14 protein-coding genes are annotated in these 18539 nt (G+C 69.8%); 7 read left to right on the top strand and 7 right to left on the bottom strand.

Annotated elements, in window-relative coordinates:
• Nucleotides 1-5 precede the first annotated feature (5 nt).
• On the top strand, nucleotides 6-1484 hold the full coding sequence (locus tag POL25_RS35080) for a lipase maturation factor family protein (protein WP_272090681.1): 1479 nt from the start codon (nucleotides 6-8) through the stop codon (nucleotides 1482-1484).
• Between the two features lie 507 nt (nucleotides 1485-1991).
• Nucleotides 1992-3434 carry an RtcB family protein gene (locus POL25_RS35075; RefSeq protein WP_373372126.1) on the top strand — a complete coding sequence of 481 codons (1443 nt, stop codon included), beginning with the start codon at nucleotides 1992-1994 and terminating at the stop codon, nucleotides 3432-3434.
• Between the two features lie 30 nt (nucleotides 3435-3464).
• Here POL25_RS35075 and POL25_RS35070 read toward each other — a convergent pair whose 3' ends face one another.
• Together POL25_RS35070 and POL25_RS35065 are read right to left on the bottom strand one after the other, a co-directional pair.
• On the bottom strand, nucleotides 3465-4547 hold the full coding sequence (locus POL25_RS35070) for a fibro-slime domain-containing protein (protein ID WP_272090679.1): 1083 nt from the start codon (nucleotides 4545-4547) through the stop codon (nucleotides 3465-3467).
• A gap of 168 nt (nucleotides 4548-4715) precedes the next feature.
• Nucleotides 4716-5795, bottom strand: coding sequence for a fibro-slime domain-containing protein (locus POL25_RS35065; protein ID WP_272090678.1), 1080 nt, complete (start codon nucleotides 5793-5795; stop codon nucleotides 4716-4718).
• Between the two features lie 706 nt (nucleotides 5796-6501).
• On the opposite strand from POL25_RS35065, the gene POL25_RS35060 reads away from it, so the two are divergent.
• The 3 genes from POL25_RS35060 (at nucleotide 6502) to POL25_RS35050 (ending at nucleotide 9379) form a co-directional block, all read left to right on the top strand.
• Nucleotides 6502-6765, top strand: a complete 264-nt coding sequence (locus tag POL25_RS35060) for a hypothetical protein (RefSeq protein WP_272090677.1) — start codon at nucleotides 6502-6504, stop codon at nucleotides 6763-6765.
• A gap of 48 nt (nucleotides 6766-6813) precedes the next feature.
• Nucleotides 6814-7338, top strand: coding sequence for a hypothetical protein (locus POL25_RS35055; protein ID WP_272090676.1), 525 nt, complete (start codon nucleotides 6814-6816; stop codon nucleotides 7336-7338).
• A gap of 766 nt (nucleotides 7339-8104) precedes the next feature.
• A complete protein-coding gene (locus POL25_RS35050; RefSeq protein WP_272090675.1) occupies nucleotides 8105-9379 on the top strand; it encodes an FG-GAP repeat domain-containing protein in 1275 nt (424 codons plus the stop codon).
• Between the two features lie 322 nt (nucleotides 9380-9701).
• On the opposite strand, the gene POL25_RS35045 is transcribed toward POL25_RS35050, so the two are convergent.
• The gene (locus tag POL25_RS35045) at nucleotides 9702-10220 is read right to left on the bottom strand and encodes a MarR family winged helix-turn-helix transcriptional regulator (RefSeq protein WP_272090674.1); all 519 of its coding nucleotides are present in this window, start codon (nucleotides 10218-10220) and stop codon (nucleotides 9702-9704) included.
• A gap of 49 nt (nucleotides 10221-10269) precedes the next feature.
• Between POL25_RS35045 and POL25_RS35040 the strand changes: the two genes are divergently transcribed.
• Nucleotides 10270-11769 carry a serine hydrolase domain-containing protein gene (locus POL25_RS35040; RefSeq protein WP_272090673.1) on the top strand — a complete coding sequence of 500 codons (1500 nt, stop codon included), beginning with the start codon at nucleotides 10270-10272 and terminating at the stop codon, nucleotides 11767-11769.
• A gap of 24 nt (nucleotides 11770-11793) precedes the next feature.
• On the opposite strand, the gene POL25_RS35035 is transcribed toward POL25_RS35040, so the two are convergent.
• From POL25_RS35035 to POL25_RS35020, 4 genes are all read right to left on the bottom strand, one after another.
• Complete coding sequence (locus POL25_RS35035) at nucleotides 11794-13164, bottom strand: DUF4215 domain-containing protein (protein ID WP_272090672.1); 1371 nt, start codon at nucleotides 13162-13164, stop codon at nucleotides 11794-11796.
• 72 nt (nucleotides 13165-13236) lie between these two features.
• Nucleotides 13237-14997: a DUF4215 domain-containing protein gene (locus POL25_RS35030; protein WP_272090671.1), complete on the bottom strand. Its 1761-nt coding sequence runs from the start codon at nucleotides 14995-14997 to the stop codon at nucleotides 13237-13239.
• Between the two features lie 97 nt (nucleotides 14998-15094).
• On the bottom strand, nucleotides 15095-16417 hold the full coding sequence (locus tag POL25_RS35025; protein WP_272090670.1) for a spinster family MFS transporter: 1323 nt from the start codon (nucleotides 16415-16417) through the stop codon (nucleotides 15095-15097).
• Nucleotides 16414-17010, bottom strand: coding sequence for a DUF1802 family protein (locus tag POL25_RS35020; RefSeq protein WP_272090669.1), 597 nt, complete (start codon nucleotides 17008-17010; stop codon nucleotides 16414-16416). Before POL25_RS35020 ends, POL25_RS35025 begins: the two co-directional genes overlap by 4 nt.
• 24 nt (nucleotides 17011-17034) lie before the next feature.
• Between POL25_RS35020 and POL25_RS35015 the strand changes: the two genes are divergently transcribed.
• Nucleotides 17035-18492 carry a hypothetical protein gene (locus POL25_RS35015; protein ID WP_272090668.1) on the top strand — a complete coding sequence of 486 codons (1458 nt, stop codon included), beginning with the start codon at nucleotides 17035-17037 and terminating at the stop codon, nucleotides 18490-18492.
• Nucleotides 18493-18539 lie beyond the last annotated feature (47 nt).

Here is an 18539-nt window from a genome sequence, read left to right as displayed (position 1 = left end):
GAAGGGTGACGGACCGCGCCGCGCCCACTGGCTGCATCGGTTGGGTCTCGCCCGACTCGGGTCCGGTGGTGGCGCGGCTGTTTCACACGTTGCTGGGCCTGGTGTTCGTGATCGCGTTCGGATCGCTGCGCGCACAGATCGCGCCGCTGCTGGGCACAGGGGGGTTGTCGCCGATCGCCGAGGCCGTCGCGGGCGCGCGCCCGGGCGGGTGGTTGGCGACGCCGACGATCTTCTTGTGGTGGGGCACGAGCGACGCGGCGCTGCGCGGGGCCGCGACCGTCGGCATGCTCGCGGGGGCGCTGGCGCTCGTCGGCGTGTGGCCGCGTGTGGGGCTGGCGATCGCCACGCTGCTGTATCTCTCGTTCGTCAGCGTCGGCGCGCCGTTCCTGCAGTTCCAGTGGGACAGCCTGCTGGTCGAGTGCGGGGTGCTGGCGCTGCTGCTGCCGCGCGACCGGCCGCAGGCGACGGCGCACCTGCTGCTGCTGTTCGCGGCGTTCAAGCTGTACTTCGAGTCAGGCCTGGCCAAGTGGGGCTCGCCGCTCGGCGATTGGCTGGACGGCAGCGCCATGTCCTATTATTACGAGACGGCGCCGCTGCCGACGCCAGTGGCGTGGTTCGCCCATCACCTGCCCGGCTGGTGGCACGCGCTCGAGAGCCGGGCGACGCTGGTGGCCGAGCTGGTGGCGCCGGTGCTGCTGTTCTGCGGCCGGCGCGGGCGGCTGATCGCGCTGGTGGTGCTGACGGGGTTTCAGGCGCTGAACCTGGCGACCGCGAACTACGGGTTCTTCGTGTGGCTGGCGCTGACGCTGCACCTCTTCATGCTGCGCGACGCGGACCTACTGTGGCTGTACGCGCGGCTGCCGGGGCGCTCGGTGTGGGGGCGGGTGCTGCTGCCGCGCGAGGAGGTGCGCGCGCCGGCGTGGCCGCGGCTGCGCGCCGGGCTCGTGGCCGCGTTCGCGCTGGTGTACGTGACGCTGTCGCTGGCGACGGCGCGGGTCGAGCTCGGCGCCGGGGCCGGGCGGTGGGCGACGGCGCTGCAGCGGTGCGCGGCCCCGTGGCACGTGTTCAACGCGTATCACCTGTTCGCGCAGATCACCCGCGTGCGCGTCGAGCCGGAGTTCGCGGGCTTCGAGGCCGGGGCGTGGCGGACGTATGGCATGTTCTACAAGCCGGGTCCGCTCGATCGGGCTCCGCCGTGGGTGGCGCCGCATCAGCCGCGGCTCGACTTCATGCTGTGGTTCTACGGGCTGCGGGCTCGACGTGCGCCGCCGGGGTACGTGCGCCGGCTGCTGACGACGCTGTGCGAGGAGCCGGAGCGAGCGCAGGGTTTCTTCGCCACGCCGCTGCTGGAAGGGCCGTCGCACGTGCGGGTGCAGTTCTGGCGCTACACGTTCACGCGCCCGGGCGAGGCCGGGTGGTGGCGCCGCGAGCCGGCGGCGCCCGAGCTGGTGAAGGCGTGTGCGAAGGGACAGGCGACGCGGTGAGAGCTCGCGGCTGATTGGTGCAGGGGCGAAGCGGTGGGGCGGTGACGCGTCGTGCGGGATGGAAGCGATGCTCCGCGGGCATGCGCGATGCGCTGAGGCGAAGAGGAGGTCGTTGGTGCCGAAGCGCGAGCCGCAGAGTCATGCCTCGATGTCGGGTGGTGAGACACGCGGAGGCAGAAGGTGAGAGGGCAGCGGCGAGTCGCGGTTTTGATGTGTCTCGAAGGACAGATTGATTCGCGAGAGGTCGTGGTCGGGCTCGAGGTCGCGCTGCCGCGATCGGGCTTGACTTCGAGGAGGGCTGCTCGTAACTTCCTCGCCGTTCCGCGGCTGCTGCTCGGAATTCTCTGGGCCCTGATGCACGGCTGTCCGTCGCGTCGGGGTGGATTGGACCTGTGCGTCACGACACGGCCCCGAGGGTCAGGTCGCACAGGCACGTCGCGCGCCGCGAGAGGCGACGCGACGCAATGCTCGCGCGTGGGCCGACGCGTGCGCAGGAGCCCAGTGTCTATGCAGCCAAAGAACTTGCAACGGGTCTTCGCCGCGCTCGCGCGCGAGGGCCTCCATGTCGAGCGCGACGGTCGAGTGTACCGGGTGCGGCTCAAGGACGTCGCCGATGCGCCGGCGGGGGAGGTGCTGCTCCCCGACGATTTCCCGATCGAAGCCAAGGCGCTGCGCCAGCTGGCCGGACTGGCCGCGCTGCGCCACCCGGCGGGCGGCGGCGTGACGACGGTACGCGCGTCGCCCGACTTTCATCCGGGCGACGCCGGCGTGGCGATCGGTTCGATCGTCGAGACCGAGGGGATCGTCGTGCCCGCGGCGGTCGGCACCGACATCAATTGCGGGATGCGGCTGCACGTGGTCGATCTGACCGCCGAGCAGCTGCTGGCCAAGCGCGATGTGCTGGTCGAGCGGCTCAAGGGCGACTACTTCTTCTCGTCGCGCGACCTGCCGATGACGGCCGAGGCGATGCAGGGGCTGTTCCGCGAGGGGCTGGCCGGGTGGCTGTCGGCGGTGCGCCGGCGGCCGCTGGGGCAGCTGGCGCGGTGCGACCTGGATCAGCTCGAGCGGGAGATCGATCGCGTGCACCTGGGCGGCGGGCTGGACGGCGATCCGCGCTGGGCGCCCGAGGACATCGTGCCGGAGGAGGGGGTGGTGCGCGACGGCGGGCTGGCGACGATCGGCGGCGGCAATCACTTCGTCGAGATCCAGGTGGTCGAGGAGGTGGTCGACCGGGCCCGCGCGTGGCAGTGGAACGTGCGCGCAGGGCAGGTGGCGATCATGATCCACTCGGGTTCGCGCGGGGTCGGCAAGCACGTCGGCGCGCTGTGGCGCGACCGGGCGCGCGGCCTGTGGCCGAAGGGCCAGAAGTTCCCGCCGGAGGGGCTGTTCTCGCTGTCGCTGGCGGATCAGCCCGAGGCCGTCGCCGGCTACATGCAGGCGGAGGCGACGGCAGCGAACTACGGGTTCCTCAACCGTCTGCTGCTGGCCGAGCTGCTGCGGCAGCGCCTGCGCGAGCTGTTCGGCGAGGTCGCCGCGCCGCTCGTGTACGACCTGCCGCACAACATCACGCTGCCCGTGGAAGGCGCGGCGAAGCGATGGATCACCCGCAAGGGCGCGTGCCCGGCCGGGGTCGAGCAGCCGGTGATCATCCCCGGGTCGATGGGCGCGGCCTCGTATCTGCTGGTCGGGCGCGGGTCGCCGCAATTGCTCGGCTCGGCGTCGCACGGGGCCGGGCGCGCGACCTCTCGCTTCGAGATGGGTCGGCGCGGGCGCGAGACCGGGGACCTCGGGCTCGCCGGGGTCGACTGCATCACCCTCCGTGAGGAGCGGCGGATCGAGGAGGCGCCTGCCGCCTACAAGCCGATCGGCCCGGTGGTCGCGTGCCAGGTCGAGGCCGGGCTGTGCGACGTCGTCGCCCGCATGCGGCCGCTCATGACCTTCAAGGCATGAGCGGCCGCGGTGCGGTGATTCGCGGGCGCATCACATCGGGATGAAGCAATTGATCGAGGTGTCGATGCGGAAGTTGCTGCCGGCCTCGCAGCGCTCGGCGTGGAACGCGTCGAGCGAGTAGGTCTCGTTGACGGTGAGGCCGAGGGTGTCGAGGTTGATGGTGCCGTTGACGGGCGGGTGGAGGCCGCCGAGGTCCATCGCCAGCTTGCCGTCGATGAAGACCCACACGTCGTCGTCGCCGCTGAAGCTGAAGGTCTGACCGGCCTCGTAGACGAAGTTGGTGTGGATCTCGGTGGTGAACGAGCCGTTGCGGTCGGGGTAGAGCTCGCCCGCCCAGTTCGGCGTGATGTTGTTGCCGAAGCCCTGATCCGTGAGCGGGAAGAACGAGTCGCTCTCGAAGCTCCAGATGCCGGGCTGGATCTCCGTCAGCTCCAGCTCACCGGCGATCTCCACGTTGGTGCCGTCCTTGGTGTTGTACCAGTCGCTGAAGGAGGAGCCCGAGGTGATCTGCGGGCTCGAGCCGCCGTACCCCGGCGGGTTCGGGCCCGACTGCGGGTTGTAGGTCGGCTTGTTGTCGCCGCCGAGCGTCGGCATGACGAGGTTCGGCCGGGCGCCGTTGCCCCACATGTGACAGCCGAAATCGACGTGCATCGGCTTCAGGTCGCGGTAGACGACCTGCAGGTTGCCGCACTCGAGCGGCGGCTCGCCGGTGGTGCTGGTGGTCGTCGTATCGGTGGTCTCGCCGGCGGTCGTGTCGGTGGTGGTGGTCTCGCCCTGGGTGGTGGTCTCGCCCTCGGTCGTCGAGGTCACCGGCATCGTCGTGGAGTCGGTGGTGCTCGTGCTGGTGCCGGACGGATCGGTGGTGCTGGTCGGCGCGGTGGTGCTGGTCGACGTCGACTCGGTGCCGCTCGCGGTGCCGCTGTCGGTGCCGTCAGAGGCGGTGCCGGCCGTGGGCTGGTCGACGGTGGTGGCGGTGCCGTCGGTGGAGGCGGTCGAGCCGGTGCCAGTGTCGGAGTCGGAGTCGGTGCCGGTGCCCTGGGTGACCGGGGTGCCGCACGCGACCGAGAAGCTCATCACCATCAGGAGCGAGCCGCGAGAAGGAATGCTAGACATCCCGTGAAGGTAGCGGATCGGGCTCGCGGCTGCAAAGCGCCGCGGCGGCCGGAGGCGCGAATCGGGCGGGGCCGTAGCTGCGGCGATTGTTCGCAGGAAAAGCATGCGGCCGCTCACGACGAGGCGTGAGCGGCCGCGGGGTGTGGCCATTCGCCGGAGGGCGAACGGTCACATCGGGATGAAGCAATTGATCGAGGTATCGATGCGGAAGTTGCTGCCGCTGTCGCAGCGCTCGGCGTGGAACACGTCGAGCGTGTAGCTCTGGAAGGCGACGAGGCCGAGGGTGTCGAGGTTGATGGTGCCGTTGACGGGGCCGTGGAGGCCGCCGAGGTCCATCGCCAGCTTGCCGTCGATGAAGACCCACACGTCGTCGTCACCGCTGAAGCTGAAGGTCTGACCGGCCTCGTAGATGAAGTTGGTGTGGATCTCGGTGGTGAACGAGCCGTTGCGGTCGGGGAAGGTCTGGTTCGCCCAGTTCGGCGTGACGTTGTTACCGAAGCCCTGGCCGGTCAGCGGGTAGAACGAGTTGCTCTGGAAGCTCCAGATGCCCGGCATGATCTCGGTCAACTCGAGCTCGCCCGCGACCTCGAAGTTGATGTCGGCCTTGGTGTGGTACCAGTCGTCGTAGGAGGCGGCAGAGGTGATCTGCGGGTTGGTGCCGGTGTAGTTCGGGGGCGGGGGCGGCGGGTTGGGGTTGTAGACGGGGGTCTGGTCGCCGCCCAGCATCTGCTGCACGAGGCCCGGGCGGGCCATGTTGCCGCTCATGTGACAGCCGAAGTCGGTGTGCAGCGGCTTGAAGTCGCGGTACTTGACCTGGAGGTTGCCACATTCGAGCGGCGGCTCGCCGGTGGTCGTGGTGTCGGTGGTCTCGCCGTCGGTCGTCGTGGTGCCGTCGGTCGTGGTGTCGGTGGTCTCGCCGTCGGTCGTCGTGGTCGTCTCGTCGACCGTGGTCTCGCCGATGGTGTCCTCGGTGGTCGAGGTCACCGGGGTCGTCGTGACGGTGTCCGAGGTCTCGCTGGCCGTCGAGTCGGTGGTGGAGGTGACGGGCTGGGTGGTCGTCGGGGTCGAGTCGGAGCCGCTGTCCGTGCCGCCGTCGGTGCCGTCGGTGACCGTGCCGGAGGCGGTGCCGTCGGTCGGGCCGACGGTGCCGTCGGTGCCGTCGGTGCCGACCGTGCCCAGGGTACCCGTGCCGGTGTCGGTGCCGGTCCCCTGGACCTCCGGGTCGCCACACGCGACGGTCAAGGTCATCGCCACCAGGAGCGTCGAGACGCCCCCGCGAGATTGCATGCTAGACATCGAGCGAGGGTACCGGATCGGCGCAAGGCTGCAAGCGCCGCTTTCGCGCGCCATGAACGGGCAGGTGCGATGCGAGCGCCGAGTCGAACGATTGCCACCTCACAATGACGATGGAGACATGCGCCGGATTAATCGACGATGCGCGCAGACGCGCGCGCACGCGTCGGCAGATTCGCGGGGGGATGTACGGCGACGGTGCGATACGCCCCGCGCAAGCTGCTGACTGCCGTCCGGCTCCGACCCGCTCGCGTCCGGCGCGCAAGGCGGATCGCAAGGCATGTTCTGTCGCGCAGACGCCTGCACGGGGCCGGATGGTCGGGGCGACCGCGAGGAACGAGACGTCGCGGCCGCGAACAGCGACTGGAGCCGAGTATGGTGATTGGTGCTTCACGAGCGCGCGGTGCCATGAAAGGAGAGACATGGGAGCTGTGGTGATGTCTGACACAGTGAATCATCGACTCAGAGGATGCGGCCGATGCGGGTGCCGTCGATGGCGACCTCGTCGATCCACACGTCGTATTGCGCGGGGTCGGGTTGCCCTGGTAGAGCCACCAGCCGACCCACATCGGCTCGAATTGCGGCATGAGGTAATCGGCGCCCTGGTCGCCGTCGTGGCGCGCTGAATCCAACTCTGGCGACGCTGGCCCTCAACGCGGGCTTGAAGATCAGCGGCGGCACTTCGGGCGTGCGTCAGGGTGTCATCGTCGGGGTGAATGAGAGCAAGGACTTCTCCTTGAACGGCAGCGGTTACCGGTTCAAGCCGTGCTATGTGATAAGTCCCACGGGCAATCTGGGGCCCTTCGCCTTACCCGGCGACTCTGGCTCGCTGCTGGTGTCGCTGAGCAAACGTCCCGTGGGACTCATCATCGGCACGAACAACCTGACCTGGGCTTGCACGATCGAGAACGTGATGGAAGATTGAGCATCGAGGCCTTTGTCGCCTGAACCTTGTTCCCCGAAAGCAGGCCGAATGCTCAGGAGAATCTGCGCCGCCGTCTTCGCCCTCACGCTCGCCTGCCGGGGTGAGCCGCCGCCCCGGGAGCCCGCGGCCGACGGTCCTGCGGCGAGACCGCCGTCAGCCGAGAGCGGCACGGCGGACACGCCGAGCCCGAAAATTTCTGTCTGCCCGCTCGTACCCGAACGCACCGAGCCTCACGGCGTCGCCGGCGTCTACCAGCGCCGTCGAGGCGGCGCGATCGGTACGGAGATCTGGGAACATCGCGCCACGGGGTCTCGACCGACCGGTACAGGGTTGATCGATCGCATGGACGCCCAGCAGCGAGATCGTTTGAACACAGTGAAAGGCGTCAATGGTCATGGGTTCGCCATGTGCTGTCATCCAGGGCACCAGGTGGGATACCCTTGTCTGATGGTGACGGCCGAACCATCCGAGCTCGACACGGAACACTTGGCCCGCGAGCTGTCAGCCATCTTCGAGAAGGCGAACGACCTCGACTACGAGGTCATCGTGATCCCCGATGGGCTGGGGCACTGATCCACTCCCCGACCGCTTCACTCGCGGGCGTCGCCTGCGCGCTGCCCGTTCGGGCGCTGGGGGGACCTCGCTCTCGAGTCGTCCGGCGTTCGTGAGCATCTGGCGGTATGCCGTTCGGTGCGACGAGATGAGCCCTTCAAGCGACGCGTGCCGCTCCTGGGCGCGTACGCATCGGGCTATATGCGGGGCGAGGCCGTCTGTTCTCGCCAGCGTTCTGCGTAAGTGTCGGGGCGCGTCCATGTGCCTGTCGCGGGACAGCCATAGGGCGAGCTATCGCTTGAAACCCACCGCCGTCGAGACGGTGCTCGCACGCGTACTGAATGTTCCGCCTTATACGTCGGGCGTCCCGATCGCACGTCTCCACACGGGGCACACCACCGGTACAGGGCAGGCTATCAACATCTTCGTGCGGAACACGGCGCCGACAGCAGATGATCCCAGCACCGAATTCACGTCCTCGACGGTGAGCGGTACCGCCGCGGGGTTCAGGTCGGGATCGACGACTGCTCCCAGGGTTCTCCCCGTTCATCAAGGTCGTCCTCTCTGCCAGCCAGACGACCCAGAACGCGACATTCACGGCGGCGGTCAGCGTGGACCTCGTCTCGCGTGAATGACCGCCGGCCCGTTCATGGTACTCCGAGCGGACGGGATCTGCTTCGCGGGCGCACTCAGCCGGGACCGAAGCAAGAATCACCAGATTTTGACCGACCTGAGCACGATCCTCGACCACCTTTGACGAGGTTTCCTGGTCCAGTATACTCATGCGGTGCTCCGTCGCGCCGGCCTGTTCGCTCCCCTCGCCATCGTGGCCTGCGTCGCGGAAGGCCCGGCGGATTCGACCGGGGACGGCACCGCTGGATCGAGCGGATCGAGCGGAGATGCGGGCTCGGCCACGACGGTCGGCGAGTGCGCGTCGGAGATTGCGATCGCCTGGTGCGCCGAGGGGCCGGACATCGAGCTGTGTTATGGAGACGCCTGGCAGGCCGAGATCGCCGATCCTGTGAATTGGCTCGCGGTCGGCGACATCGACGGGGATGGTGTGAGCGATGCCGTGGCCTTCAATCATACCCCGCCGCGGATCAACCTATTTCTCGGCAGCAAGTGCGGCACGCCGCGTGCGCTGCCGACGATCGCGCTCGTCGATTATGTCGACGTGGACGTGAATGACGGGGTTCTCCTGGCGACCGTCGTCGATCTTGACAGAGACGGCCGCGCCGATGTGGTCGGGGCCTTCCACGGTGAGCCGAGCTCTCTGGTCGTATTCGCCGGGACGGACTCCGGGCTGGACTTCCGTCAGCGTGTAGACTTCGCCATGGGCGTCACTGCCCTACGAACGGGTGACGTCGATGGCGACGGTGCGTTGGATCTCGTCTACCCGGCGATGAGCTTCCCGCGACGAGCCGTCGTCCACTTCGGCTCGAGCGGAGGGATGCTCGGGCCGCCACAGTCGCTTCAGGTGTTGCCCTACGAGAGTGCGGATTTTGAAGAGGACATCCTGATCAAGTACTTCGAGGTTTTTGACTTCGACGAAGACGGGCTTGCGGATCTCAACCTGGGTTTTCGTGCGGAAGATCTTGGCGAAGTGCGTTATGGCGGGCAAATCATGTTCGGCGGAGGCGATGGATATTTCGGAGAGGTTCGCGCCTATGACATTCTGCATGGGTTCAGCAATCGGAGCCTGAGTGGGAACGGTGACTTCGACGGCGATGGCCACCGCGACCTCATCGTCCCTGGCGCGGTATATCTGGGAGACGGCGGCGGCGGCTTCAAGGGCACGCAGCCGTTCCATTTTGGTTATGAATTCGAGGCAACGCCGGTGGTTGACGATCTCGATGGCGATGGCCTGGACGACGTCATGCTCTACGACCGCTGGCACCTGGGGACGGCCGATGGCCTCGGCCCAGCGATTGCCGTGCCCGCGGGCGAGCTTCGCGGGTCGGGCGACTTCAACGGCGATGGGCTGCCAGACCTGATCGAGATCGTCCCCATCGAGGATTGGTCGTCCAATTCCCTGGTGATCCGCTTCGGCGCGCCTTCGTGAGGGCGACGCTCGAGCGGTTCTCACCGCGGATGCACGGGAAGAGCGGGATGGAGCGTCGAGCGAGGTGATGCGGAGGTCGTGGAGGAGGAGAGCGGCGGGTGGTGCCCTTGGGAGGCGAGGGGTGCTTGCCCGCATGCTCGTCCCCGGGAGATTCATCCGCATGAGTATGGAGGAAGATGTCGAGGGTCAGCGGGCGGGAGGTGACAGTCACGCTGGGCCGCAGAAGCGGCGGGGCGCGGAGGCGCCGTCACGCACGGCGGCGCAGGCTTGCGGGATGGAAGCGGGCGGGGTCGGCGGATTCGACCGCGGGCGGAGCGAGGGCTCATGCCCGGGTTTGACGGCGCAGGTGGGCGCTGGCGCGGTCGTAGAGCGAGCTGCGCTGCAGGGCGCGATCGAGGCGCTCCAGCGCGGCGACGGTGCCCTCGGCCTCGGCGTCGAGCTCGATCGCGGCGGCCATCAGGGCGCTCCAGATCGGGGCGAGCCGCTCGACCATCCGCCGGCCGCTGGCGGTGAGGTGGAGCTTGCGGCTGCGCGCGTCGGTGGGATCGGTGGTCCATGAGATCAGCCGCGCCTTGTGCAGGGACAGCCGGGCCTGGCTGACCGAGGCGTGGCTGATCCCGAGCGCCGCGGCGATCTCTCGGACCGACAGCGGGCCGTGCAGCGAAAGCAGGCGCATCGGCGCCATCCAGCGCTGCTCGAAGGCGATGCCGCTCTCGGCGTAGATCCGGCCGGCGTCGCCGTCGATGCGCTCGGACAGGCGGCGCAGGCGGGCGCCGATCATGGTGCTGCCGCCCTCGCGCGTGAAGTCCTGGGGGCCCGATGGGGTGCGGGTGGTTGACATGCGTAGGTGCCTACGCATATACCACGGAGGCCCGGATGGATGAAGCCTCATGAGCAAGCGCGCGCGCAGGTTCCTGGTCCTCGGCAGCCTGGTGGTGGGGGCTTCCTGCGCGTCGCCGGCGGCCCGGAAGGCCACGACGGACGCGCCAGGCTCGCCCCAGGAGCCGGCGCTGGTGCGGGCGGTCGCGCAGCACCTGGAGAGGCTCGCGCGCGACCGTCAGCTCAGCGGGGTGGTGGTGATCGCGCAGGATGGCGCGCCGATCTTCAGTGGCGCCTACGGGTTCGCCGACCTGGCCAACCAGGTGCCGAATCGGGTGGACACGCGCTTCAACCTGGCGTCGATGGGCAAGATGTTCACGGGGGTGGCGATCTTGCGACTGGTCGAGTCAGGCCAGATCGCGCTCGACGATAGGGTCGGAAAGCACCTTCCGACGTACCCGAATCGAGCGGTGCGCGAGGAGGTGACGATTCACCAGCTCCTCACCCACACCAGCGGGCTCGGGAACTTCTGGGAGGCGCACGGCAAGGCGGCGAAGGAGCGGTTCAAAGAGGTGGCGGACTATCTGCCGCTGTTCGTCGACGCGCCGCTGGCGTTCCCGCCCGGGACAGGCTTCGCTTACAGCAATTCGGGCTACATGGTGCTCGGGCTGGTGATCGAGGCGGTGACGGGCCAGCGCTACTTCGACCACGTGACGCAGCAGGTGTTCGCCCCGGCAGGGATGCGCGGGGCAGGGTTCGACGAGCTCGACCAGGCGATCCCGAACCTTGCGATCGGCTACACGCGAGCGAGCGAGGCACCGGGCCAGTGGCTCAACAATCACTATGTCAATACCGTGAAGGGGAGCCCGGCCGGCGGCAGCTACGCGAGCGCCGACGATCTTGTGCGATTTGCGACCGCGCTGACGAATCACCGGCTGCTCGGGGCCGCGGCGACGGCGACGCTGACGACCGGCAAGGTCGCCTACGGCAAGCGCAATTACGGCTATGGCTTCGTCGAGGAGTTCACGAACGGCCGGCGGATCGTCGGCCACGGCGGGGGACATGTCGGGATCGCCGACGAGCTGCTGATCTTGCCCGAGCTCGGCTACACGGTGGTGATCTTGACCAACGGGGACGTGGAAAATTTCTGGGACGTGCAGAGCTTCATCAAGCGCGAGCTGCTCGGCCCGACGAGCGAACGCGCGAGCTTCGAGTTCACGAGCCGGGTGATCGAAGCAGGCGCGGCTCGCGGGTATGCGGCAGGCGCAGCGGTGATGGCCGAGAAGCCGGCGGAGGTGACGCTGCGCGAAGGGATGTTCGAGCAGGCGGTGGTGCGGCTGCTGTTCGAGGGCGAGGTCGCGGCGGCGATCGTGACGTGCCGGCTGGCCGCGGCCGCGTTCCCGCAGGCGAGCTTCGTGCACCTGGGGCTCGCCGATGCGTACCGCCGGTCGGGTAATTCGCAGCGGGCGATCGCCAGCTATCGGGCGTACCTGGCGCTCGAGCCGGATGACGCGGAGGCGCGTCGCAAGCTGCAGCGCTTGCTGCCGGCGGGTGATTCGCCGCCGCGTTGAGGCCCGCGAGCGCGGTGGTGGATCCTACTGCTGGATGCAGTAGAGGTGGAGCTGCTGCGCGCAGGCGATGTCGGGGCAGCCCTCGGTCCAGCCGAGGCCCGTGGCGTGGACGAGGCCGGCGACGGCGGTGCCGTTGTCGAGCAGCCAGCCGCTGCAGGGGTTGCCGGGGAAGGGGCTGCCGGTGGCGCGGGTGTGCGTCCAGGCGAGGTTGGCGGGGTCGCTGCACGCGAGGTCGCCGGGGAGCTCGAGGCCGGCGGCGGTGCGGTCGATGGGGTGATCGAGGTCGCCGTCGACGAGGGTGAGCCAGCTGCTGGCGACGGGGGCGAGGGAGCCGGGCAGGAGGTAGGGGAGGGGGTAGCGCTCGAAGCTGGCGGCCGGAGGGTCGCCGGGGAAGGTGAGCCAGGCGCGGTAGGTGCCGGGCAGGGCGGCGGCGTCGGCCTCGGCCTGGCAGGCGGCGTCGGCGGCGTCGGCGTTGCCGAGGGCGCCGGAGAAGGTGCCCTCGGTGACGAACACGAAGGAGGCGTCGCGCTCGCAGGTGGCAGAGCAGCCGTCGCCCGCGTCGAGGTTGCCGTCGTCGCAGGCCTCGGCGGCGACGAGGACGCCGTCGCCGCAGAGTTCGAGCTGGCAGTCGGAGGTGCAGCCGTCGCCGCCGACGAGGTTGCCGTCGTCGCACTGCTCGGCGAGGACGTCGAAGTTGTCGCCGCAGACGTCGAACAGGCAGCGCTCGGTGCAGCCGTCGTCGGCGACCTGGCACTGCTCGCCGCGCTCGGGTTCGTCGTTGGCGAGGCAGCTGACGAGGGCGCAGGTGAGGCCGCAGGCAGGGTCGGCGTCGCTCGGCTCGCAGGCCTCGCCGGGGCCGACGAAGCCGTCGCCGCAGGCGGCGAGGGTGCAGGTGGAAGTGCAGGCGGCGGTGTCGGCGTTGTGCGGGCCGTGGTCGCAGACCTCGCCGTCCTGCAGCAGGCCGTCACCGCAGCCGACCGGGAGGCAGGTGCTGGCGCAGGCGTCGCTGTCGTCGCGGTTGCCGTCGTCGCACTGCTCGCTGGCCTGGTTGACGAGGCCGTCGCCGCAGCGCACCAGGGTGCAGTCGTCCAGGCAGTCGTCGCCGCCGTCACAGGCCTCGGTCGGGCCGCGCAGGCCGTCGCCGCAGGCGGCGACGGTGCAGTCGGTCTTGCAGATGGCCCAGTCGCCGTTGAGCGGGCCGGCGTCGCACTGCTCGCCCGGCTGCACGAGGCCGTCGCCGCACACCGCCGCGGGGCCAGTGGTGGCTTCGACGGGGCCGGTGGTCGAGGTGTCGGGGCCAGCGGTCTGCTGCTGCGGCTCGCCAGGGCCGAGGTCGGCGAAGCAGCCGGCGGCGAGCAGCGCGGCGAGCAGAACCGGAGCTGGCTTCAGGGACATGTTCCGAGGGACATGGCGCCGGTCGCCGGTGGACCGGCCATCTGACCCCTGAGACATGTTCAAGGGGCAGCGTCAGGGCTGCTCGAAGCAGTAGATGCGGGCCGACAGGTTGCACTCGACGTTGTTGCAGCCGTCGGTCCAGCCGCCGTCGTCGCGCTTGAGGCTGCCGGTGAGGCCGGTCATCGCCATGTTGCCGCTGGTCCACTTGACGCAGTGATCGCCGAAGCCGTTGTCGCCGTGGATGCCGGTCCAGACGACGTTGTTGCCCGAGCAGTCTGAGCCGCTGGTCAGCTCCTGCATGGTGTCGGTGATGTCGATGCTGGTGATGATGTCCGCGTCGGTCAGGTCGGTCCAGCTGTCGGCGATCTTGGCGGTGGTGGTGTTGCGCAGGGTGAAGTAAGGGATCGAGCTCTTGTGGAAGTTGTTGCCGGGGCCAGCGGCGCCGTCGCCGAGCCAGGCCTTCCACTTGCCGCCCTTGATCTTGAGCGAGCCCATGTCGCTGGCGGCGAGGTCGGCGCAGCGGGCGTCGGCGGCGGCGATCGAGTTGAAGTCGTTGCCGCCGGGGATGTACTGCTTCGAGCTGACGAACACGAGGAAGCCGGCGCGGGTGCAGTCGGTCTTGCAAGTGCCCTTGGTGATGTCGTTGCTGTTGTGCGAGCCGTGGTCGCAGTCCTCGTCGGAGTTGGCCTGCAGCCAGCCGTCGCCGCAATCCGCGGGCACGCAGTCGTTGAGGCAGGCGTCGGTCTGGACGGTGTTGCCGTCGTCGCACTGCTCCATGCCCATGCGGACGTGGCCGTCGCCGCAGGTGGCGAGCTTGCAGTCGTTGAGGCAGGCGTCGGTCTGCGACATGTTGCCGTCGTCGCACTCGTCGTCGCCGTTGACGAAGCCGTCGCCGCAGACGGGGAGCTTGCAGGCGTTGGTGCAGGCGTCTTCGTTGACCTGGTTGCCGTCGTCGCACGGCTCCACGCCGGCCTGGACCTTGCCGTCGCCGCACTCGGCGGTCTCGCAGGCGAGGGTGCAGGCGGCGTCGTCGGCGTTCTGGGTCTCGCCGTTGTCGCACTCCTCACCGTTGTTGACGATGCCGTCGCCGCAGACGGGGAGCTTGCAGCTGTTGCTGCAGGCGTCATCGTTGGTCATGTTGCCGTCGTCGCACTGCTCGCCGTTGTTGACGATGCCGTCGCCGCAGCCGGGCGGGCCGCAGCTGTTGGGGCAGGCGTCGTCGTCGACCTGGTTGCCGTCGTCGCAGTGCTCGGTGCCGTCCCACACGTGGCCGTCGCCGCAGGTGGCGAGCTTGCAGCCGGCGACGCAGCCGTCGGTGTCGAGGTTGTTGCCGTCGTCGCACTGCTCGACGCCGGTCTGGACGAAGCCGTCGCCGCAGCCGGGGTTCTTGCAGGTGCTGAGGCAGGCGTCGGTCTCGTCCGCGTTGCCGTCGTCGCACTCTTCGCCGGGGTCGGTCATGCCGTTGCCGCACGAGGCCAGCTGGCAGTTGACGCAGCCGTCGTCCGGGCCGTCACAGTCCTCGCCGGCGCCGACGTAGTCGTCGCCGCAGACGTTGTAGGCGCACGCAGGGGTGCACACGCCGTTGCCGTTCGGGCCCTGGTCGCACGCCTCGCCGGCGTCCGTCTGATAATTGCCGCACAGGTCGCCGCCGGTGGTGCTGGTCGGCTGCGTGGTGACGTCCATGCTCGTGACGTCGGTCGTCGTCGTGCCGGTGGTCTCGGTGGTCACCCCGCTGGTAGTCGGGGGCTGTTCGCCGAGGCCGCTGGCGTCGAAGGTGCAGCCGGCCAGGGCGATGCAGGAGAACAGCAGGGCCGCGGCGTTGCGGGTGATCATCGGGAGGCGCTCCTGAGCGATGCGCCCGCGATGGGCGCGCAGAATTGTCGACACGATACGGGAGCCGGCGGGGGCGCGTCCACTCGGACGCCTGTCCTCAACGGCGCGGGTCCGAGTGAGTCATGAGCCCGTCGGGCGCGCGAGCGATCCGGCGCGCGCCCCACAAGAGGACGATTCCCCCGAGCAGCACCGGGATCGCGGTGGTGGCGATCGCGAGGTTGAGGCCCGCGGCCTCGGCCGCCCGCACCGCGGACTCGGTCTGCACCTGACCGGCGAGGTAGGCGGTCTTGGCCCGGTCGCTCACGTAGCCGATCAAGGTGCGCGACAGCGCGTCGCCAAAGGCGTGAATGCAGAAGATGTTGACGGCAAACGCGGTGCCCCGCAGCCACGCCGGCACGCAGCCGACCAGCGCGGCGTTCAGCGGGCCAGTGTTGAGGAACAGCAGCAGCTCGGCGAAGAAGGCGACCACGAATAGCGCGACGAGGTCTTCCATGCGGGTGAGCAGGACGATGAGCGGGGCGCTCAGGACCAACCCCATGCCGCTGAGGCGGAAATAACCGCCGGGCGAGCGGGCCTGCATGCGGTCGCCGAGGCTGCCGCCGAGGAGGGTGCCGCACAGGCCGGCCATCACGGTGACGGCGCCGAACACGGGGCCGGCGCTGGCGGTGCTCATGCCGTGCACGCGCTCGAGGTAGGTCGGCATCCACAGCGAGAGGCCGCCGACGGTGAAGGTCATCATCGCCAGGCCGACGGTGTTGATGCCCCACGCCGGGGTGCGGAAGATCCGCCGCAGCGCGGTGAAGAAGTTGCCCTCGGTCCGCGCGCTCGCCGGGTCGAGCCGGCCGCGCTCGGGCTCGACGATCCGCGCGACCAGGGCGGCGAACACGAACCCCGGCAGGCCGCCGACCAGGAACACGGCGCGCCAGCCGAAATGCTCGCCGATGAGGCCCCCGAGGATGAAGCCGAGCGCCGAACCGACCGGAGTGGCGAGGTAGAACAGGGCGAGCTTGCGGCTGCGCTGGTCGGGGCCGTAGAGGTCGGCGATGATCGAGGGCGCGGTGGTGGCGTAGGCGGCCTCGCCGATGCCGAGCAGGGCGCGACAGACGAGCAGCTCCTCGTAGCTGCGGGCGAACGCGGCGGCGAGGGTGGCGAGGCTCCACAGGGCGACGCCGCCGGCGATGATGTTCTTGCGCGGGAAGCGATCGCCGAGGTACCCGAGGGGAGCGGCGATCGTATAGGTGATGACGAACAGGCTGCCGAGCAGGCCGCCCGCGGTGTCGCTCAGGCTGAACTCGAGCTTGATCTGCTCGAGCACGGAGCTGAGCAGCATCTGGTCGATGTAGTTGAGGAAGTTGATGACGGTGAGGACGATGAGGATCGCCCCCGCCCGGCTGCGCCAGGTGTTCGCCGGGTCGCTCATCGGTCCCCCAGCGCGGACCGCAGGTCGGCGCGGCGTTCGGCGTGCTCGCGGTCGGACAGCACGGGCTCGACGTCGCCGGTGACCTCCTCGGCGAGGTCGACCCAGGAGTGACAGCCGGCGTACTCGGCGCGGTCGGCGATCTCGCTGACCTGTCCCGAGCGATAGGTCCTCAGGAACAGGACCCAAAGGCCAGGTTTGCGATAGGCGAAGCGGTCGGCGACGCACCCGGCGTCGAGTCCGTGGCGGTCGCCGAGGCGATCGAGCGCGGCGAGGTCGTGGACCTCGAGGGCGAGGTCGACCTCGGCCCACAGCCGCAGCCGCAACACGCCGGGCGGCGGGGCGTCGGCGAGGACCTGCGGCAGGCGAGCGCGCGCGGCCGGGGCGAGGTCGACGTCGCGCCCGGGCTCGCGGGCGTGGAAGAAGGTCGGCAGCAGCCAGAAGCCGCGGTGCTCGGGGCTGAAGGTGGGCGCCTGCCCGGGCGCGCGGGGCTCGCGGATCCCGCCCTTGCGCACGAGCACGCTCTGCTCGCCGGCTTCGAGCCGCGCGCATAAAACGGCCCACTCTTTGAGGGCGACCGGGGATGTGACCCGCATGGACCCGCAGGCTACCATGGGGCGGTGTTCCAGCGCCGACAGCGTGCGCGGGCCCGGGCCGCGCTGGCGAGCCTGCTCGCGCTCGCGGGGGGCTGCGCTCACGGGTCCGCGCGCGGGCAGGACGGAGCGCTGCGCTGGCGCTACCGCGTCGAGGTGCCGGCGGAGCTCGACCGTCTGCGCGTCGAGGTCTGCTTCCCCGACGGGGCGCCGCGGCGGCTGAAGATCGACGAGGACGACGCGGCGGCGGTGGCGGCGGTGTCGGAGGTGACGGCCGACGGCGGCTCCGCGCGGCTCGACGCGGACAGCGCGACGATCGAGCTCGGGCCGCTGCGCGCCGGTGCGTGCGTGCGCTACTCGGTGGCGGTCGAGGGGCTGCTCGAGGGCTCGGGTTCGCGCCTGCGCGCGCGCACCGGCGAGGTGGTCTCGATCGATCCGCGGCTGATCCTTTGGCGTCCGGCGACGCTCTACTTCGAGGCCGAGGTGACGATCGAGCTGGCGCTGGCGGCGGGGGTGAAGGCGTCGGTGCCGTGGCCGCAGACCGACGAGCAGCGGTTCCGCCTGCCGGTGACGGCGCTGATGTGGGCGTCGCAGGCGGTGTTCGGCGATCTGGTGACGCAGACGGTGGAGGCGGCCGGGGCGACGTTCTCGGTGGCGATCGTCGACGAGCCGCGCAAGCTGAGCACGGCGGGGATCGATCGCTGGATCACGACGGCGGCCGAGACGGTGGCGACGCTGTACGGGCGGTTCCCGAGCGAACGCATGCAGGTGGTGGTGCTGCCGTTCCCGGGCGGCGGGGGGCCGGTGTACTTCGGGATGGCGCTGCGCGGCGGCGGTCCTTCGGTGCAGCTGCTGGTCTCGAGCGAGGCGGCCGACCACGCGTTCCCGGGCGAGTGGGTGGCGATCCACGAGTTCCTCCACCACGGGATGCCGTTCGTACAGCAGTCCGACGCGTGGCTGTCGGAGGGCTTCGTCACGTACTACACGGAGGTCCTGCCGACCCGCCGCGGCTTCCGCAGCGAGGCGGCGGGCTGGCAAGCGCTGTCACGTGGATTCGACCGCGGACGCAAGGACGGGGAGGGGCAGCCGCTGGCGCTGGCGAGCCGCGAGATGCACGAGACGCACAGTTATCAGCGGGTGTATTGGTCCGGCGCGGCGCTCGCCCTGCTGGCCGACGTCGGCCTCCGCCTCGGCGGCGGCGAGCGGTCGCTCGACGCGGCGATGCGCCACTTGCTGCGCTGCTGCGCGAGCACGCCGCGGATGTGGCCCGCGGCGGCGGTCCTGCGCGAGCTCGACGCCTGGGCCGGCAGCCCCGTGTTCACCGAGCTGGCGGGGTCGTGGCTGCCGCGCGCGGAGTTCCCGGAGCTGGCCGCGCTGTATGGGAAGCTCGGGCTCGATGTGATAGACGGTGAGGTGAAGATCCGCCAATCCGCCCCGGCAGCCGCGGTCCGTCGCGCCATCTTCGCCAGGCCCACCGGCCCATGAGCGGGGTCGGCCGAGACCCCACACTGTTTCTTCGGACATGTCTTTTC

It is taken from the genome of Nannocystis bainbridge, assembly GCF_028368995.1.
Classification (GTDB): domain Bacteria; phylum Myxococcota_A; class Polyangia; order Nannocystales; family Nannocystaceae; genus Nannocystis; species Nannocystis bainbridge.
This window is presented reverse-complemented; position numbering and strand designations above follow the sequence as displayed.

Excerpts from the sequence above, each read along its gene's own strand:
- POL25_RS35030 (WP_272090671.1), bottom strand. The coding sequence starts at position 14,997 with ATGATCACCCGCAACGCCGCGGCCCTGCTGTTCTCCTGCATCGCCCTG.
- POL25_RS35025 (WP_272090670.1), bottom strand. The coding sequence starts at position 16,417 with ATGAGCGACCCGGCGAACACCTGGCGCAGCCGGGCGGGGGCGATCCTC.
- POL25_RS35070 (WP_272090679.1), bottom strand. The coding sequence starts at position 4,547 with ATGTCTAGCATTCCTTCTCGCGGCTCGCTCCTGATGGTGATGAGCTTC.
- POL25_RS35075 (WP_373372126.1), top strand. The coding sequence starts at position 1,992 with ATGCAGCCAAAGAACTTGCAACGGGTCTTCGCCGCGCTCGCGCGCGAG.
- POL25_RS35055 (WP_272090676.1), top strand. The coding sequence starts at position 6,814 with ATGCTCAGGAGAATCTGCGCCGCCGTCTTCGCCCTCACGCTCGCCTGC.
- POL25_RS35040 (WP_272090673.1), top strand. The coding sequence starts at position 10,270 with ATGAGCAAGCGCGCGCGCAGGTTCCTGGTCCTCGGCAGCCTGGTGGTG.
- POL25_RS35045 (WP_272090674.1), bottom strand. The coding sequence starts at position 10,220 with ATGTCAACCACCCGCACCCCATCGGGCCCCCAGGACTTCACGCGCGAG.
- POL25_RS35035 (WP_272090672.1), bottom strand. The coding sequence starts at position 13,164 with ATGTCCCTGAAGCCAGCTCCGGTTCTGCTCGCCGCGCTGCTCGCCGCC.
- POL25_RS35020 (WP_272090669.1), bottom strand. The coding sequence starts at position 17,010 with ATGCGGGTCACATCCCCGGTCGCCCTCAAAGAGTGGGCCGTTTTATGC.
- POL25_RS35065 (WP_272090678.1), bottom strand. The coding sequence starts at position 5,795 with ATGACCTTGACCGTCGCGTGTGGCGACCCGGAGGTCCAGGGGACCGGC.